The sequence below is a fragment of the Bacillus cereus group sp. N14 genome (assembly GCF_016483555.1).
In the GTDB taxonomy this organism is placed as follows: domain Bacteria; phylum Bacillota; class Bacilli; order Bacillales; family Bacillaceae_G; genus Bacillus_A; species Bacillus_A wiedmannii.
The window spans coordinates 12,466-28,947 of the sequence record NZ_JAEHBQ010000001.1; the positions used below are offsets into that span (position 1 = coordinate 12,466).

Genomic DNA, 16,482 nt, shown 5'->3' on the forward strand with positions numbered 1-16,482 from the left:
TATCAAAATATTCTGAATTTAACAATCGTAATTCGATCTCCTCCAAAAATTATTACATTAGGTTTAATAATTTTCCATACACAATTGTTGAGAAAATTATAGTCACCTTACAAAAGATCGAATTTTCAGATATCATAAAATAAACAAGATTATACATCTAGACAACTTTTTGTATAGGAGTGTTGATATGTTAAACAAGTTCAAATTTATTTGTTGTACGTTAGTAATTTTCTTACTGCTACCGCTAGCTCCCTTCCAAGCACAAGCTGCAAACAATTTAGGATCAAAATTACTCGTTGGATACTGGCATAACTTCGACAACGGTACTGGCATTATTAAATTAAGAGACGTTTCACCAAAATGGGATGTAATCAATGTATCTTTCGGTGAAACTGGTGGTGATCGTTCCACTGTTGAATTTTCTCCTGTGTATGGTACAGATGCAGAGTTTAAATCAGATATTTCTTATTTAAAAAGTAAAGGTAAGAAAATAGTTCTTTCAATAGGTGGACAAAATGGGGTCGTTTTACTTCCTGACAATACGGCTAAGCAACGTTTTATTAATTCCCTACAATCTCTGATCGATAAATATGGTTTTGATGGAATAGATATTGACCTTGAATCAGGTATTTACTTAAACGGAAATGACACTAATTTTAAAAACCCAACTACTCCTCAAATCGTAAATCTTATCTCAGCTATTCGAACAATCTCAGATCATTACGGTCCAGATTTTTTATTAAGCATGGCTCCTGAAACAGCTTATGTTCAAGGTGGTTATAGCGCATACGGAAGCATCTGGGGTGCTTATTTACCGATTATTTTCGGAGTAAAAGACAAACTAACATACATTCACGTTCAACACTACAACGCTGGTAGCGGGATTGGAATGGACGGTAATAACTACAATCAAGGTACTGCAGACTACGAAGTCGCTATGGCAGATATGCTCTTACATGGTTTTCCTGTAGGTGGTAATACAAATAACATTTTCCCAGCTCTTCGTTCGGATCAAGTCATGATTGGACTTCCTGCAGCACCAGCGGCCGCTCCAAGTGGCGGATATATTTCTCCAACTGAAATGAAAAAAGCTTTAGATTATATCATTAAAGGAATTCCTTTCGGAGGAAAGTATAAACTTTCAAATCAGAGTGGCTACCCTGCATTCCGCGGCCTAATGTCTTGGTCTATTAATTGGGATGCAAAAAACAACTTTGAATTCTCTAATAACTATAGAACATATTTTGATGCTATTCCCTTGCAAAAATAATAAAAAACAACAATAGGTTACATAACCTATTGTTGTTTTTTATTTATGTAAATTACTTTTTCACTTCTACATGATGAAAAGATTCTTTTCCATCTCTACATAACTATTTACAATACTTAAAAGTAATTTGCCACGAAACCATTTCGTTATATAAACTTTCCAATTCTTTATGCCATGTTTCTACCATAGAAATTCCCCTTTCCTTTTTAACACTTTAAATAAAAATCACATAACATTCTGTATTTACCCAATAAAAAAAGAGAACTTTCTCTGAAAGTCCTGTTACTACTCTAAAATAGTTTAGTTGCTATTTTGCTTTAACACAAATACTGAAAGTTCAGGTACACTCCAAAATCTAACAGGCATTCGTGTTGTCCCAATACCACGATTTACGTATAAATGTAACGGCTTATTCTTCCCTTCTAATTCATACATACCTTCAACATGACTCTCAGCTAATTTTGTAGTAATTAATGGACCTATAAAAGGAATTTGAACTTGTCCTCCGTGACTATGTCCTGACATTTGAAAATCAACTGGGTAACGAGCTACTTTGTCTACAATATCCGGCTCATGTACTAAGAGCATATTAAAATCTTGTTGCCTTACTTGTTTTAAAGTCGCGTCTATTTTCGGATTCCCTAATAAAAAATCATCCAAACCTGATATTGTAATATATTTGCCATTTTCCGCATTAATTTTATGCACTTCATTTACTAACACAGAGAAACCAGCTTCCTCCATATACTTTTTATAAAATAAACTACCTCCCCCGCCCCTATCATGATTCCCAAACACTGCATATTTCCCTAAGGGCGCATGTATTTTCTGTAAAATACTTTTCGCTTCTTCTCTTTCCGCCTTATACGATCCAAACTTATCTATTAAATCCCCTGTAAAAACTACTACATCTGGATGTAATGCATTCATCTTCTCTACCAAATTTTCTAGTTGTTTCAATGTAAATTCTGGCCCTAAATGCACATCTGAGAATTGTAATATCTTTTTGTTATTAAACTCTTTAGGAATTGTAAAAGCTTCTATTTCATTCCACGTAACTGTTACTAGTTTTCGTTCTATTTCTGTCGCATAGAAATACAAACTTATTGAAATCATTACTATACTTATGAAACTGATTATACATATCTTGACGATTGATTTTTTTTGTTCTTTTTTTACATGATTCGTATTCATGTTCTCACCTCTAGAAGTACTTTAAAGCCTTATTGTTACATTAATGTGACAACATGAACAATGTTAGCTATATCCAATTCTATCCTCATTCACTTTGACAAATTTATACAGAAGTCATAACATATTTTTATAATACATAGATTCTTAAAAATGTTCCTTCTATTCATTCTATCATTTTATTAAGGAGAGATTATTCATGTCTGTATTTACACCAGAAGAAATTACGGAACTTGCTGCGAATTCCGGTAGAAAAAAAGCTCATTTATCATTACTCCCTATGCTAATTCTCGGTTTTTTTGGTGGTGCTTTCATAGCATTAGGGTATTTACTCGATATTCATGTTATTGGAACAATGCCAAAATCTTGGGGATCATTTACTAGTTTTCTAGGTGCCGCTGTATTTCCTATCGGTCTTATACTCGTTATTCTTGCAGGCGGTGAGTTAGTAACTGGCAATATGATGACCGTTTCAATGGCGTGGCTTCACAAAAAAATCGACTTATTTCACTTCATTCGAAATTTAGTTATTGTTACGTTTAGCAACTTCATAGGTGCTGTATTCGTTGCTTATTTTTTCGGTCATATCGTCGGATTAACAGAAGGCGCTTTTTTAGCGAAAACAGTTTCTATTGCGCAAGCTAAACTTCAAGATACACCACTACAAGCCTTCATTTCTGCAATCGGATGTAATTGGCTCGTTTGTTTAGCTGTTTGGCTTAGTATGGGAAGTAAAGAATTTATCGGAAAGATTATCGGCATTTGGTTCCCAGTTATGACTTTTGTTGCGATTGGATTTCAACACGTTGTAGCCAATATGTTTGTTATCCCAGCTGCAATTTTTGCCGGTCATTTAACTTGGATTGAATATTTTCCAAACTTCATTTTTGTTTTCTTTGGAAACTTAGTAGGAGGTATGTTATTTGTAGCATTACCTTATTTCATATCCTATAATAAGAAACTCCCTTCCAATAAAGAGCAAACCGCATTAAAGAAAAAATCTGTATCCGCTTAAATTGAATGTCTATAAAGTGGCTCTCAAAAATATTACAAATTTCATTTTTTTTACGAATATATGTGCGTACACTTGTTCTCGAATGTTTTATACGTTATAATAACAACTTAAATAGCATTATTTACATATGAGGTGAAAAACATGAACAAAACAGAATTAATCAAAAACGTAGCACAAAATGCTGAGATTTCTCAAAAAGAAGCTACTGTAGTTTTACAAACTGTAGTAGAATCAATCACTAACACTTTAGCTGCTGGTGAGAAAGTACAACTTATCGGATTCGGTACATTCGAAGTTCGCGAAAGAGCTGCTCGTACAGGCCGTAACCCACAAACTGGTGAAGAAATGCAAATCGCAGCTTCTAAAGTACCTGCTTTCAAAGCTGGTAAAGAACTAAAAGAAGCTGTAAAATAATGAAAAATAGCCTTCTCGTTTATGAGAAGGCTATTTTTTTCATTACATAATTAATAAAAATCTGACCATTATGCTGTTTCTTTTGTTCCTTTATGCAAATAAAACCGTTACTTTCAAAGAAAGGTTTTGCTGTAATACTCGCCTCTGTATATATCTCCCTATGACCCAAGCTTACTGCTTCTTTTTCTAACTTCTGTAGTATGTAGGAAGCTATCCCTTTTCCTTGATAATCTTTATGCGTAAATAAGCGATCCACGTAATGATCATCATTATAATCCCCAAATCCCACGATCACACCGTTATGATCCGCTACATAACTAATATTCTTTTCTAAAGACTTTAACCAGCTTTCTCTATCTAGTCGATCTGGTGCCCATGCCTGTAGCTGTAACACGTTATAATCTTTTGCATTAATTGTATGAACTGTTTCATAGAACAACTGTAATACTTGTTCTAAATCCTCCTTATGGAATGTTCTAATGATCGTATCTTTTAACATATATGAACCTCCTTACTAAACTATCATTTAACTTGTCTACCATCTAGTATTCAATATTTCTGCTTTATTATATCTTTTTTCTTTCTATATAAACAAAAAACAATACTTATTTCAAAGTATTGTTTTTCGTTTAAAAGCATATGCAATTACTCTCTAGATTTTTATTTTTTTAATTTCACTCTTTGTAATCGTAATGCATTTAATACAACGGATACAGAACTAAATGCCATAGCCGCTCCTGCAACCCAAGGTGCTAAGAAACCGAACGCCGCAATCGGGATTCCTAATCCGTTATAAGCTAGTGCCCAGAATAAATTTTGCTTAATATTTCTTATCGTCATCTTACTCATAAAGATTGCATCAGCAATACTATTTAAATCCCCACGGATTAACGTAATATCTGCCGCTTCCATCGCTACATCCGTTCCTGTTCCAATTGCCATACCGATATCCGCCGTAGCAAGAGCAGGAGCATCATTTATTCCATCTCCAACCATTGCTACTTTCTTACCTTGTGCTTGGAGTTTTTTCACTTCTTCTGCTTTTCCTTCTGGTAATACTTCTGCAATTACGTGATCAATACCAACTTGCTTAGCGATTGCCTGAGCAGTTTGTGTGTTATCTCCTGTGATCATAACAACGTCTAGACCCATTTTCTTAAGTCTTGCGATAGCTGCTTTTGAAGTATCTTTTACAGTATCTGCAACGGCCACTATACCAGCATATTCTTTATTGTTCGCAATAAGCATTGCTGTTTTTCCTTCTCGTTCTAGCTCTTCCATAGATTTAGAAACTTCTTCAATATCAATATCGAATTTCTTCATTAATCGACGTGTACCAATTAATAATTGTTTCCCTTCTACAACTGATTCGATACCGAATCCTGGAATCGCTTCAAACGTTTCTGAACTTGGGATTTCAATTTTCTTTTCTTTAATTCCTTCTACAATCGCTTCTGCAAGTGGATGTTCAGAATTTTTTTCTGCCGCACCTACTAAACGTAGTATTTCTTCTTCGTGGAATCCATCTGCTACAATTACATCTGTTAGCACCGGCTTCCCGTTTGTCACTGTACCTGTTTTATCTAAAATAACTGTATCTAATCGGTGCGTTGCTTCTAAATGCTCCCCGCCTTTAAATAAAATACCATACTCTGCTGATCTTCCTGATCCCGCCATAATAGATGTAGGTGTCGCAAGACCTAATGCACATGGACAAGCGATAACAAGTACAGCTATCATTTTCTCAAGTGCTCCGCCAAAATCACCAGGTGTAACAAATAGCATCCACACTGCAAATGTGATAATAGCAATCACAACTACAACCGGTACGAAAATACCTGAAATTTGATCAGCTACCCTTTGAATAGGAGCTTTTGAACCTTGCGCCTCTTCTACTACTTTAATAATTTGAGCTAATGCAGTATCTCTTCCTACCTTAGTTGCTTTCACTTTTAAAAATCCGTTTTTATTTATTGTAGAACCGATTACTACATCCCCAATTGTTTTATCAACTGGAATACTCTCACCTGTTAACATCGATTCATCTATTGCTGACTTTCCTTCTACAATTTCCCCATCTACCGGGATTTTTTCACCAGGTTTTACATAAACGATATCACCAGCTACCACTTCTTCGATTAAAATTTTTATTTCTGTTCCATCTCGTAAAACAGTAGCGGTTTTCGCCTGTAATCCCATTAATTTTTTAATTGCTTCTGACGAGCGTCCCTTTGCTTTCGCCTCAAATAATTTACCTAAAATAATTAATGTAATAAGTACTGCACTCGTTTCAAAATACAAGTCTGTCATATGTTCAGAAGAACCAATCGACCTAATACTTAAATACACACTATAGAAATACGCTGCAGACGTTCCAAGTGCAACGAGAACATCCATATTGGCACTTTTATTTCGTAACGCTTTATAAGCTCCAACATAAAACTGCCCACCAATGATAAACTGAACCGGAGTTGCAAGAGCTAGCTGCACCCAAGGGTTCATAAGCATATCAGGTAAATAAATAAACGATGTAAATGAGAAATGACTTACCATTGCCCACAGTAACGGGAATGATAAAATAAACGAAATAATAAATTTCTTCTTTTGTCGCTCAATTTCTTGTAAGCGATGATCAGTTGATCCATTTTGCTCATCTGATTTCACTTCCAATTTATAGCCTAATTTCGTAATTGCACTCTTCATTTCATTTACATGAATTTCATCAGGATTAAAATCTACTGTAGCCGATTCCAAAGCGAAATTTACTGTCGCTCCGTTCACACCTTCTAATTTATTTAAGCGCTTTTCTACTCTATTCGCACATGCCGCGCATGTCATCCCTGAAACAGTAAACTCAGCTTTATCACTTACAATTCCATACCCTAGCGATTCAACTTTTTGCTTAAATTGTTGCGGATTTGTTTTTTGGGGATCATACATTATTTTTGTTTTTTCAAGTGCAAAATTTACATTTGCATCATGAACACCTTCTACTTTTTTCAAGCCTTTTTCAATTCTATTCGCACATGCCGCACATGTCATTCCTGATATTTGAAGATTGGCCTCTTTTTGTTCATTCATGTCTCTCACCTCTATATACCCTTATGAGGTATAATTATTAGCAAAATAAATCGTACTTCCTATAAAGTACGATTTATTTCCATATCTAAAAATAATTATTGAACATCGTATCCTTGATCTTCAATTACAGCAACAATATCTTTTAACGTTACAACTGATGAGTCGATCGTAACTTCAACAGTTCCTTCTGCTAATTGAACTTTCACTTGTTCAACACCGTTTAGTTCTTTCACACTGCTTTCAATAGAATTTACACAATGTCCACAAGACATACCTTCAACTTGTAATGTTAACTGTTCCATTTAAAATCCTCCTCTTGTTTCTTCATTGTTTGTTAATCACAATTATATTTTACCATACCCCCCTAAGGTAATCAATGGTTTTGTATCATGATTTTTCAATTATTTTCTAAAAGTTTATTTTACACATCAATACCTCGAAATCCTATATAGAGGTAAACAAAAAACAAGCCAGTTACATACTAGCTTGTTTTTACGCTTTTGAAAAACGTTCAAATACTGTCATTAATTCTTCAATTGCTTCGTCACCATTGCCATCTTTAATAGCACCTGAAACACAATGACTTGTATGGTTTTTTAATACACCCATTCCTACTTTTTTCATTGCTGCATTAATCGCTGAAATTTGCACTAAAATATCCACGCAATAACGATCATTTTCAATCATATTTTGAATACCGCGGACTTGTCCTTCAATTCTCTTTAATCTATTTATAATTTGTTCTTTTTCTTTTTCTGATCTATGTGTTACCGCTTCATGATCTTTATGATCCATATTATCACCTTCTTAAAGTTTCTCTTCATCCAATAAAACAATTGCTTTTACGAGTATACCAATTATAGCATTAAATATCTACGTATGATACCCCATATGAGTATATTTCCGCTCTATGCTTATTCTTAACAACTTATTAGCTTCTCAGACTCAATTATTATGATACCCTTGCCTTTTTTTCAAAAAACAATAATAAGCAGGGATTATCCATCCCCGCTTATTATTCATCCACAAATATAAAAGTCTCAATTTTCACACGTGTAAATTGAGACTTTTTTCTTCCTATATATAATTATTGCTGATCACATACTTTTGTATCATTCACTACTGAAGTTCCTTCAACGGTTACCGTATGAAAACAGTCATTTACACGAACTGTCACGACTTTATCTTGACGATCAATGATATGATATTCATTAAAATTTTTATTCAGAGCACTGCGAATTTGTTCTCCTTCATAAATTGGAATGCCATGTGATAAAACCCAAATAAGCCCAGCGATAGCAAGAATAGTTTTCATACGATCTACCTCCTTGAAAATATAGTGAACTTTTAATCCATGCTTTTTCAGCTCTACTAATCATGAATGGAATGAATCAAGCCTTTTTGGAAATAAGTTCATTTCGTCTATTTTATGTTTATGCTAATTGTGACCGAATTGTGACAACTTTTTGTCTCTTTAGACGAAAAGTTGAAACAAAACTTTCAAAAAGGACAATTCTACTTGCACAAACAAAAGGCTATGGAGAATTTCCCATAGCCTTTTGTTTGCATTTTATTAGATATTCATTTCAATTTATACGTGACTAATAAATCTTAACCCTTTACTTAAAGAGGTCGGCACAACTGATGCATGATTCTCCCCTTCAGCTTCATAAAACGTAAATCGAAACTGATCGTGTTTCACTCGGAGAAGGCGCTCTGATAATTCATTTGCACCTACAACCATATGCTCTCGTTCTAGTGAACCAACTGTAAGAAATACTCCTGTTTCAACTTTTGCATTGTTTAACTCATTTATTAGATTCTCTTCTTTTTCAAGCACGGATTGGTTATTCCACCAAATAGATGGACTACTAATAAAATAACTTTGAAAGGCATTTACGTTTGTAAATAGTATATGTAAAGCAAATAAACCACCTAGTGAATGCCCAAATAATGTTTGCTTCCCTTTATCAATCTCATAATTATTTTCAATTTGAGGTTTTAATTCTTCTTCAATAAAAGTAAAGAAATTATGTGCTCCTCCTGTTTTAGGCCACGGTTTACCGTCTGGTTTTAAAGGGGCATCTTTTGAAATTACACTAGGCGTAAAATCATAGCATCTTTCCTCACCTGAAAATGCCCCTTCAATTGGATAACCAATACCTACTATAATGGCTGGTGAAACACCTGTTTTCTCTGCTCTAACTGATTGTATTTTAACCGCTTCATGGAATGTTTGAAAAAAGGCATTGCCATCTAATACGTATATAACAGGATATCCTGACTCTGGTGCTGGCTGCCTCGGCTTTGAAATATGAATTTGATATTCTTTACCTTCTAATTTTGAATACATTTTCCACTGTTCTGTATTAGATGTAATAATCTGCTTTTTTTCAATAGTAGTATTCATCTTATATTCCCCCCTTCTTAACTCGTTACATATATCTCTACTTTCTCTTCTTGAGATACAACGCTATCGTAACCGAAACAAACAGGAGACCCATTATACGGATCAATCATGACACGCGCATCAATATGAAATACTTCTTTTAACACTTCATTTGTAATGATTTCTTCTGGGCTACCCGTTGTAATGATTTCTCCTTCCTTCATCGCAATAATTTCATCTGAAAACCTTGCTGCATGGTTAATATCATGCAGTACCATAACGACCGTACAATTATGTTCTTTATTTAACTTCTCCACAATTTGTAATACATCTAATTGATGAGACATATCAAGATATGTCGTTGGTTCATCTAGTAGTAAAACTTCTGTCTCTTGTGCTAAAGCCATTGCTAGCCATACCTTTTGCCTTTGACCACCTGATAGATTTGCTATTTGTCTCGTTCGAAATTCAGAAGTTTTCGTTATATCTAATGCCCAGTCAATCATCTCTTTATCTTTTGAAGTTAACTTATTTACGTTATTTCGATGTGGATAGCGTCCATAAGAAATTAATTCTTCTACTTTCAGCTCTCCTGGTGCAATTGGAGTTTGCGGAAGTAAAGCTAACTGCTTCGCAATTTCTTTCGTTGGAATTGTATTTAAATCCTGTCCTTGTAAATATACTTTACCGCTCTTTTGCTTTAAAATTCTTCCCATTGTTTTTAACAATGTCGATTTACCGCACCCGTTTGGTCCTATAATTGTCGTTACTTTTCCTTCTTGTATTTCCACATTTAAATCGCGAAACACTGTAAGCTTTTCATAACTCGTTTCTAAATTTTTTGCACTTAAAATACTCACTTTTATTCCTCCTCTTACGCTTTCGCCTTATAAAGTAAATATAAGAAATACGGTACACCGACAATAGAAATAACGATTCCAACTGGTAACTCTACAGGTGTGAAAACTGTTTTTGCGATAAAGTCTGAAGCAATTACAAGGAACATTCCGATTACTCCGCACGTAGGAATAATATGCTTATGCTGAATACCGACAAGTCTTTTCGCTATATGCGGTGCCATTAATCCAATGAAACCAATACTTCCTGAAACTGCAACACATGCACTGACAAGTCCGATACTACTTAGTAATAAAATAGATTTCTCTCTTTCTACTGAAACACCTAAACTTGTAATACTCGTTTCTTCCAATTGAAATAAATCTAATAAATAAGCTTTCTTTTGTATAAGCGGAATTAATATGATAAGCCATGGTAGCATTGCAATAATATACTTCCAGTTTGCATTATATATACTTCCTGACACCCAAACTGCAGCCATCTCGAAATCAGTTGACTTCATTTTGAGTGATAAATACATAGAAAATGCTCCAAATCCTGATCCAATTGCAATCCCTGTTAATAAAAGACGCTGTGAATCTAACTTACCATTTTTCCAAGAAAACAGATAAATGATGATAGCTGCGCCTAATCCGCCGACTAAACCAAACATTGGCATCATCATAATAGAAACCCAGTCTGTGCTCTTTAATTGTCCTTGAAAGAAAAACATAAAGATGACGATTGCTGTTCCTGCCCCGGCATTTACTCCTAAAATACCTGGATCCGCCAACCCATTTCTCGTAATCCCTTGAATTACAGCACCTGCAACACCGAGACCTAATCCTACTAATCCAGCAATTACAATGCGCGGAAGACGAAACTCAAAAATAACTAAATCATGATCTGGTACTGGATCTATTCTTAAGAGTGTTTTAAATACATCTTTAATCGTAATATCAAACGTACCATTCGTTAAACTAATATAAATAGCACATAGTATTAAAAATATAATAATCCCCATTGTCATTCCAAAGCGCTGACTTGAACTTTTAAGCATGTCTCTCTCCTCCTCTTGTACGGATTAAATAAAGGAAGAAAGGAATTCCAATTAAGGAGGTAACGACTCCAATTGGTGTTTCAAATGGATAGTTTACAAATCTACTTAAAACGTCACATAATGCTAAGAAAACTCCGCCAATAACGCCTGCACATGGCAATATCCACTTATAATCTACCCCAATTATAAAGCGAGTAATGTGCGGAATAATTAAACCTACAAAACCAACTTTCCCGACTAAAGCAACTGCTGTTCCTGTTAAGAAAATAACCGATAAAATTGCCATCGCTTTAATTATTTTTGTACGCTGACCTAGGTTAATAGAAACTTCTTCCCCTAAAGAAAGAATAGTAATAGATTTTGATATTAACAGCGCTAAAACTATTCCAATTATCCCAAATGGTATCGTGATTTTAATGATATTAGGGTCCACTTGATCTAACTTTGCATTAAACCAAAAACTAACATTTTGAGAAATTTGGAAATATGAAGCCATTGCAGCAGATACACTACTTAAAAATGTTCCAATAACTGTTCCGATAATTGCTAGCCTAACTGGTGATAAGCCATTTTGAAGGAGCGAACCAAAACCAAACACGATACCAGCTCCAAGTGCAGAACCAATCATTGAACATAAAACCATACCAATTGATGACATTCCCGGAAGAAAAATCATACAAAGTGTAATAACAAAAGCTGCCCCATCCGTCACACCCATAATAGAAGGGGATGCAAGATAGTTTCTTGTCATCCCCTGCATAAGTGCTCCTGATATGGCTAGAAATGCTCCGACTAAAAGAGCTGCAACTACCCTTGGCAAACGTGAAGTAATAATAATATTATGATTTACATCGCTTGAATCAAAATGAAATAATGCATTCCACACTGTTTCAGCATCAATGTTTTTCGCACCATATAAAACAGAAAGTATAACGGTAATTAAAATCAATATGGGTGCTATACATAAAATCGTTACTGGTACTGCATTCGTTTTCTGCATATCATTCAACGCACCTTACTTATTGTATTATTTAGATAAGTTTTTCACTGCTTCTTTTAAGAACGCTGTTTTACTCCAAGCTGTACCACCTTGTGCCATTGGATCTACAACGTTTACAAATACTTTCTTTTCTTTCGCAGCATTCATACTTTGCCAAATTGGATTTTTTTCAATTTCTTCTAGTACTTTCGGATTTTTATTTTCAGTTGTCTCATATTGTAAGAAAATATAATCTGGGTTCAGTTCAGCAAGTTTTTCAAATGAAATTTTCTCTTGTGCTTTTACAGTTTTAAGTTGTTCTGGAGCAGTTAGCCCAAGGTCTTTATAAATGACAGGGTTGAAGTATACTCCTTCTGGATATAGGAATAATTCGTTTGCTCTTAGTCTAATGACAAGTACTTTTTTGTCTTTTAACTTATCTCCTAGTTTTGCTTTTGCCTTTTCAGCATCCGCATTGTAATCTTTAATAATTTTTTCTGCTTTATCTTTTTTACCAGTTAATTCTCCCATTAACTTTAAGTTATCTTCCCAATTTGTTGAAATGTGTGATACTGGGAGCGTCGGAGCTACTTTCGTAAATTTCTCAGCTGTTTCTGCTGGGAATTTCGTACTTGATGTAATAACATCTGGTTTTAATTGCAATAATGTTTCAAAATTTGGTTCCATCTTCTCACCAACAGATTTCGCACCTTCTAAATCTTTTTCAAGATACTTCGGTAATTTACCACCAACAGTAATGGCACCAACCGGTTTAATTCCAAGTACTGCTGCATCTTCCATTGACTCTAAACTAGCTGTCGCAATTTTATCTACTTTTGCTGGTACTGTATATTCTTTACCTAAATATGTAATTTTTCTTTTTTCGTCTTTTTTCGTTTCCGTAGCTTTTGTCTGTTGCTTTTGCTCCCCTGAAGTCTTATCTGCACTATTGCACGCTGCTAATCCTACACTTAAAACTGTAACCATCCCTAAAGTAAATAACTTCTTGTTCATCTTTATATAACTCCTCTCGAATTCTCAAACTATATTCTCAATAAAGTTTAACTATATGAAACTTGTCTCACATATATATTTCATTATATTAATAATTCTATCCAGAACTCATTCTCGTTCACTTCCCCTAAACTATAATTCTTTTACACCTCATCCATTGATAACCTTTTCATTGATAATGATTATCGTTACTAAGTATATATTTAATATGCAATTATTTCAAGAAAGATTTGAAAAATTTTAACAAACTGAATAAAAAAAGAAGTATCTGCCTAATGTTAGGAAGATACTTCTTTTTTTAGAAATTTATATGTAATGCAACTGGGCAATGGTCTGATCCCATTACTTCACTATTAATTTTCGCCTCTGTTATTTGGTCTTTCATTCTTTCCGAAACAACAAAATAATCTAAACGCCATCCAATATTTTTTGCTCTGGCTCCCATACGATACGACCACCACGAATATGCACCTTCCTGATCAGGATACAGATAACGATACGTATCAATAAATCCTTCTTCTAAAATACGTGTGAATTTCTCCCTTTCCTCATCAGAGAATCCAGGATTTTTACGATTACTTTTTGGATTTTTTAAATCGATTTCTTTATGAGCAACATTTAAATCTCCGCAAAAAACAACGGGCTTTTTTTTATCTAATTGCTTAATATAAGCCCTGAAATCATCTTCCCATTTCATTCTGTAATCTAATCGTTCTAATCCTCGTTTTGAGTTTGGTGTATATAACGTTATCATGTAAAAATCTTCGAATTCTAAAGTGATAACTCGTCCTTCTTGATCATGCTCTTCAATTCCTAAACCGTATGTAACAGAAAGCGGTTCTTTTTTCGAAAAAATAGCCGTTCCTGAATATCCTTTTTTCACAGCATAATTCCAGTATGTATAATATCCCTCTAGATTTAAATCAATTTGCCCATCTTGTAATTTAATCTCTTGTAAACAAAATATATCAGCATTTGATTCCTCGAGATATTCTAAAAATCCACCTTTTGCGATAACTGCTCGCAAACCATTTACATTCCATGAAATTAACTTCACTTATAGCCCTCCTCTTGATGTTTATTTCCAAATTTCATGCTATCACAAAATAGAAAAACAATCATATTTTCCCCTTTGTAATCTTGCTCTTACATTTGTGAATACATACATATGCACTTCATTCAGGTTATACTAATTTCAGAGGTGATGTTCTTTGCACAAAGAAGGGGTTACGTTAACAAATGAGTATTGGCAAGCAATTATTCATAATGACTCTTCCTATGATAGCAAATTCTTTTATGCCGTGAAATCAACCGGAATCTTTTGCAGACCGTCATGTAAATCAAGAATACCGAATAGAAACAATGTACGAATTTTTCATTATGCAGAGCAAGCATTGAGTGAAAACTTTCGCCCGTGCAAACGTTGTAAGCCAAATGGGCTCACTTTACCTAATGAAGAGTGGGTAAAACAAATTAAAAATTATATCGAAAAGCACTTTAACAAATTATTAACTCTCGACATACTTGCGGAAATGTGCCATGGTAGCCCCTTTCATTTACAACGAACTTTCAAAAAAATGACAGGAATAAGTCCAATAGAATATATACAGCAGTTCAGGATTGTTAAAGCGGCAGAACACCTTTTACAAACAAATCAATCCATTAAAGAAATTAGTACTGCTGTCGGGATAGAAAACCCCGAGTATTTCGCAACTTTATTTAAAAAGAAAACCGGATTTACTCCTACTGAATACCGAAAAAAGAACGAAATGAAAGAGGGATACAATAATGAATTCCTACAAAAATAAATTTATATATTGGACGCTACTTACACATGAAAATTGGCATTTTCATGTTGCTGCAACGGAACATGGACTATGTTTCATTGGGTCTCAAGATGAAAGCTTTGAAGAACTAAATATATGGGCTAGAAAAAAATTGCCCCAACATATATTGGCCTGTAATCCAGATTATCTACAATCATATACGAAAGAAGTTATCGAGTATTTAGAAAGTAAACGAGAAACTTTTACATTCCCTATCGATGCTTACGGAACTGATTTTCAATTATCTGTTTGGAATACGGTACGTGAAATTCCTTATGGAAAAACATATTCTTATTCAGAAATTGCCGAAAGAATACAAAAGCCTACTGCTGTACGTGCTGTTGCTACTGCTATTGCTGCCAACCCTCTTCTTATTACGATTCCTTGCCATCGTGTTATTGGAAAGAATGGTAAACTAACCGGTTTTAGAGGTGGATTAGAAATGAAGAAAGAGTTGCTTACATTAGAAAAGTCACAGGTAGAATGCATATGACAGCAGAGTATACTAGCCCATTAACTTTAGCAGTTCCAACAGAATTTAGTTTCCAAGAAAATTTACGCTATCTATCACGTTCTAACAATGAATGTATGTTTCACATTGAAGATAACAAAATTTATAAAGTTATCCCCGTTCATGATGTACATCCTTTAGTTGAAATGAGTATGAATACGGATGGTAATATTCAAATACGTTTTTTAGAAGAATTATATACATCTGAAGAATCGATACACGAAGCTATAGCTAACTATGTGAAAGAGTGGTTTGATTTAACTACTGATTTAGCTCCCTTTTATACATTAGCTAAACATGATGTACTCCTTCAAAGGCCAATTGAACAATATTATGGCCTGCGTACTTTAGGTATTCCAGACTTATTTGAAGCACTTTCCTGGGGAATTATCGGTCAGCAAATTAATCTCACATATGCTTATACGCTAAAAAGACGATTAGTCGAACACTATGGAAATTATGTAGAATGGAACGGTAGAAAACATTGGATATTCCCTTCTCCTGAAACGATTGCCAATTTACACGTAGAGGATCTTAAAAAATTAAAAATGACGACTAGAAAATGCGAATATGTAATCGGTATTGCAAAGCTTATTACAGAAGGAAAACTATCAAAAGAATCTTTACTGCAAATACAAGATGTGAAACAAGCTGAAAAACAATTAACTGCTATACATGGTATAGGACCATGGACTGCCAACTATGTTTTAATGCGTTGTTTACGATTTCCTTCCGCTTTTCCAATTGACGATGTTGGCTTGCACAATGCAATTAAATATATAACAGGTTCTGAAAGTAAACCGACTAAACAGGAAATAAAAGATTTTGCGGCAAATTGGACCAACTGGGAGTCTTACGCAACTTTTTATTTGTGGCGAGTATTATACTAAAGAAC

Annotated in this window: 18 protein-coding genes and 1 pseudogene; 6 read left to right on the top strand and 13 right to left on the bottom strand. The window is 34.3% G+C overall.

Annotated features, from left to right (window positions below):
- The first annotated feature begins 187 nt into the window (after positions 1 to 187).
- Complete coding sequence (locus JDS82_RS00065; protein WP_199712481.1) at positions 188 to 1,270, top strand: chitinase; 1,083 nt, start codon at positions 188 to 190, stop codon at positions 1,268 to 1,270.
- A 52-nt stretch (positions 1,271 to 1,322) separates the two neighbouring features.
- Here JDS82_RS00065 and JDS82_RS30330 read toward each other — a convergent pair.
- Positions 1,323 to 1,402, bottom strand: a pseudogene (locus tag JDS82_RS30330) (N-acyl-L-amino acid amidohydrolase); the annotation flags it as partial.
- Positions 1,403 to 1,570: 168 nt separating this feature from the next.
- Entirely contained in the window at positions 1,571 to 2,464 is an 894-nt protein-coding gene (locus JDS82_RS00070; protein ID WP_199712482.1) for a metallophosphoesterase, read from the bottom strand.
- Between the two features lie 196 nt (positions 2,465 to 2,660).
- Between JDS82_RS00070 and JDS82_RS00075 the strand changes: the two genes are divergently transcribed.
- Entirely contained in the window at positions 2,661 to 3,476 is an 816-nt protein-coding gene (locus JDS82_RS00075) for a formate/nitrite transporter family protein (protein WP_000110532.1), read from the top strand.
- Positions 3,477 to 3,617: 141 nt separating this feature from the next.
- Positions 3,618 to 3,890 (top strand): HU family DNA-binding protein, encoded by a 273-nt coding sequence (locus JDS82_RS00080; protein WP_001043902.1) that lies wholly within the window; start codon positions 3,618 to 3,620, stop codon positions 3,888 to 3,890.
- Positions 3,891 to 3,909: 19 nt separating this feature from the next.
- Here JDS82_RS00080 and JDS82_RS00085 read toward each other — a convergent pair whose 3' ends face one another.
- The 11 genes from JDS82_RS00085 to JDS82_RS00135 form a co-directional block, all read right to left on the bottom strand.
- A complete protein-coding gene (locus tag JDS82_RS00085; RefSeq protein WP_000910418.1) occupies positions 3,910 to 4,389 on the bottom strand; it encodes a GNAT family N-acetyltransferase in 480 nt (159 codons plus the stop codon).
- Positions 4,390 to 4,550: 161 nt separating this feature from the next.
- Complete coding sequence (locus JDS82_RS00090) at positions 4,551 to 6,971, bottom strand: heavy metal translocating P-type ATPase (RefSeq protein ID WP_199712483.1); 2,421 nt, start codon at positions 6,969 to 6,971, stop codon at positions 4,551 to 4,553.
- A 95-nt stretch (positions 6,972 to 7,066) separates the two neighbouring features.
- Positions 7,067 to 7,273, bottom strand: a complete 207-nt coding sequence (gene copZ / locus JDS82_RS00095) for a copper chaperone CopZ (protein WP_000436980.1) — start codon at positions 7,271 to 7,273, stop codon at positions 7,067 to 7,069.
- A gap of 190 nt (positions 7,274 to 7,463) precedes the next feature.
- On the bottom strand, positions 7,464 to 7,766 hold the full coding sequence (locus JDS82_RS00100) for a metal-sensing transcriptional repressor (protein ID WP_000349635.1): 303 nt from the start codon (positions 7,764 to 7,766) through the stop codon (positions 7,464 to 7,466).
- 292 nt (positions 7,767 to 8,058) lie between these two features.
- Positions 8,059 to 8,286, bottom strand: coding sequence for a hypothetical protein (locus tag JDS82_RS00105; protein WP_000849098.1), 228 nt, complete (start codon positions 8,284 to 8,286; stop codon positions 8,059 to 8,061).
- A 276-nt stretch (positions 8,287 to 8,562) separates the two neighbouring features.
- The gene (locus JDS82_RS00110) at positions 8,563 to 9,381 is read right to left on the bottom strand and encodes an alpha/beta hydrolase (protein ID WP_001098311.1); all 819 of its coding nucleotides are present in this window, start codon (positions 9,379 to 9,381) and stop codon (positions 8,563 to 8,565) included.
- Between the two features lie 17 nt (positions 9,382 to 9,398).
- Positions 9,399 to 10,220 carry an ABC transporter ATP-binding protein gene (locus JDS82_RS00115; protein ID WP_064472397.1) on the bottom strand — a complete coding sequence of 274 codons (822 nt, stop codon included), beginning with the start codon at positions 10,218 to 10,220 and terminating at the stop codon, positions 9,399 to 9,401.
- Positions 10,221 to 10,234: 14 nt separating this feature from the next.
- Positions 10,235 to 11,257, bottom strand: coding sequence for a FecCD family ABC transporter permease (locus JDS82_RS00120; RefSeq protein ID WP_064472398.1), 1,023 nt, complete (start codon positions 11,255 to 11,257; stop codon positions 10,235 to 10,237).
- Positions 11,250 to 12,257, bottom strand: a complete 1,008-nt coding sequence (locus JDS82_RS00125; RefSeq protein ID WP_064459853.1) for a FecCD family ABC transporter permease — start codon at positions 12,255 to 12,257, stop codon at positions 11,250 to 11,252. Before JDS82_RS00125 ends, JDS82_RS00120 begins: the two co-directional genes overlap by 8 nt.
- 27 nt (positions 12,258 to 12,284) lie before the next feature.
- Entirely contained in the window at positions 12,285 to 13,250 is a 966-nt protein-coding gene (locus JDS82_RS00130; RefSeq protein ID WP_064472399.1) for an iron-hydroxamate ABC transporter substrate-binding protein, read from the bottom strand.
- A 298-nt stretch (positions 13,251 to 13,548) separates the two neighbouring features.
- Positions 13,549 to 14,307, bottom strand: a complete 759-nt coding sequence (locus JDS82_RS00135) for an exodeoxyribonuclease III (protein ID WP_199712484.1) — start codon at positions 14,305 to 14,307, stop codon at positions 13,549 to 13,551.
- A 154-nt stretch (positions 14,308 to 14,461) separates the two neighbouring features.
- Here JDS82_RS00135 and JDS82_RS00140 point away from each other — a divergent pair, with 154 nt between their 5' ends.
- From JDS82_RS00140 to JDS82_RS00150, 3 genes are read left to right on the top strand one after another with little or no spacing between them, the layout of a single operon-like run.
- Positions 14,462 to 15,058, top strand: coding sequence for a bifunctional transcriptional activator/DNA repair enzyme AdaA (locus JDS82_RS00140; RefSeq protein ID WP_199712485.1), 597 nt, complete (start codon positions 14,462 to 14,464; stop codon positions 15,056 to 15,058).
- Positions 15,039 to 15,569, top strand: coding sequence for a methylated-DNA--[protein]-cysteine S-methyltransferase (locus JDS82_RS00145; protein ID WP_199712486.1), 531 nt, complete (start codon positions 15,039 to 15,041; stop codon positions 15,567 to 15,569). The genes JDS82_RS00140 and JDS82_RS00145 overlap by 20 nt, the downstream gene beginning before the upstream one ends.
- Entirely contained in the window at positions 15,566 to 16,477 is a 912-nt protein-coding gene (locus tag JDS82_RS00150) for a DNA-3-methyladenine glycosylase family protein (protein ID WP_199712487.1), read from the top strand. Before JDS82_RS00145 ends, JDS82_RS00150 begins: the two co-directional genes overlap by 4 nt.
- Positions 16,478 to 16,482: the final 5 nt, after the last annotated feature.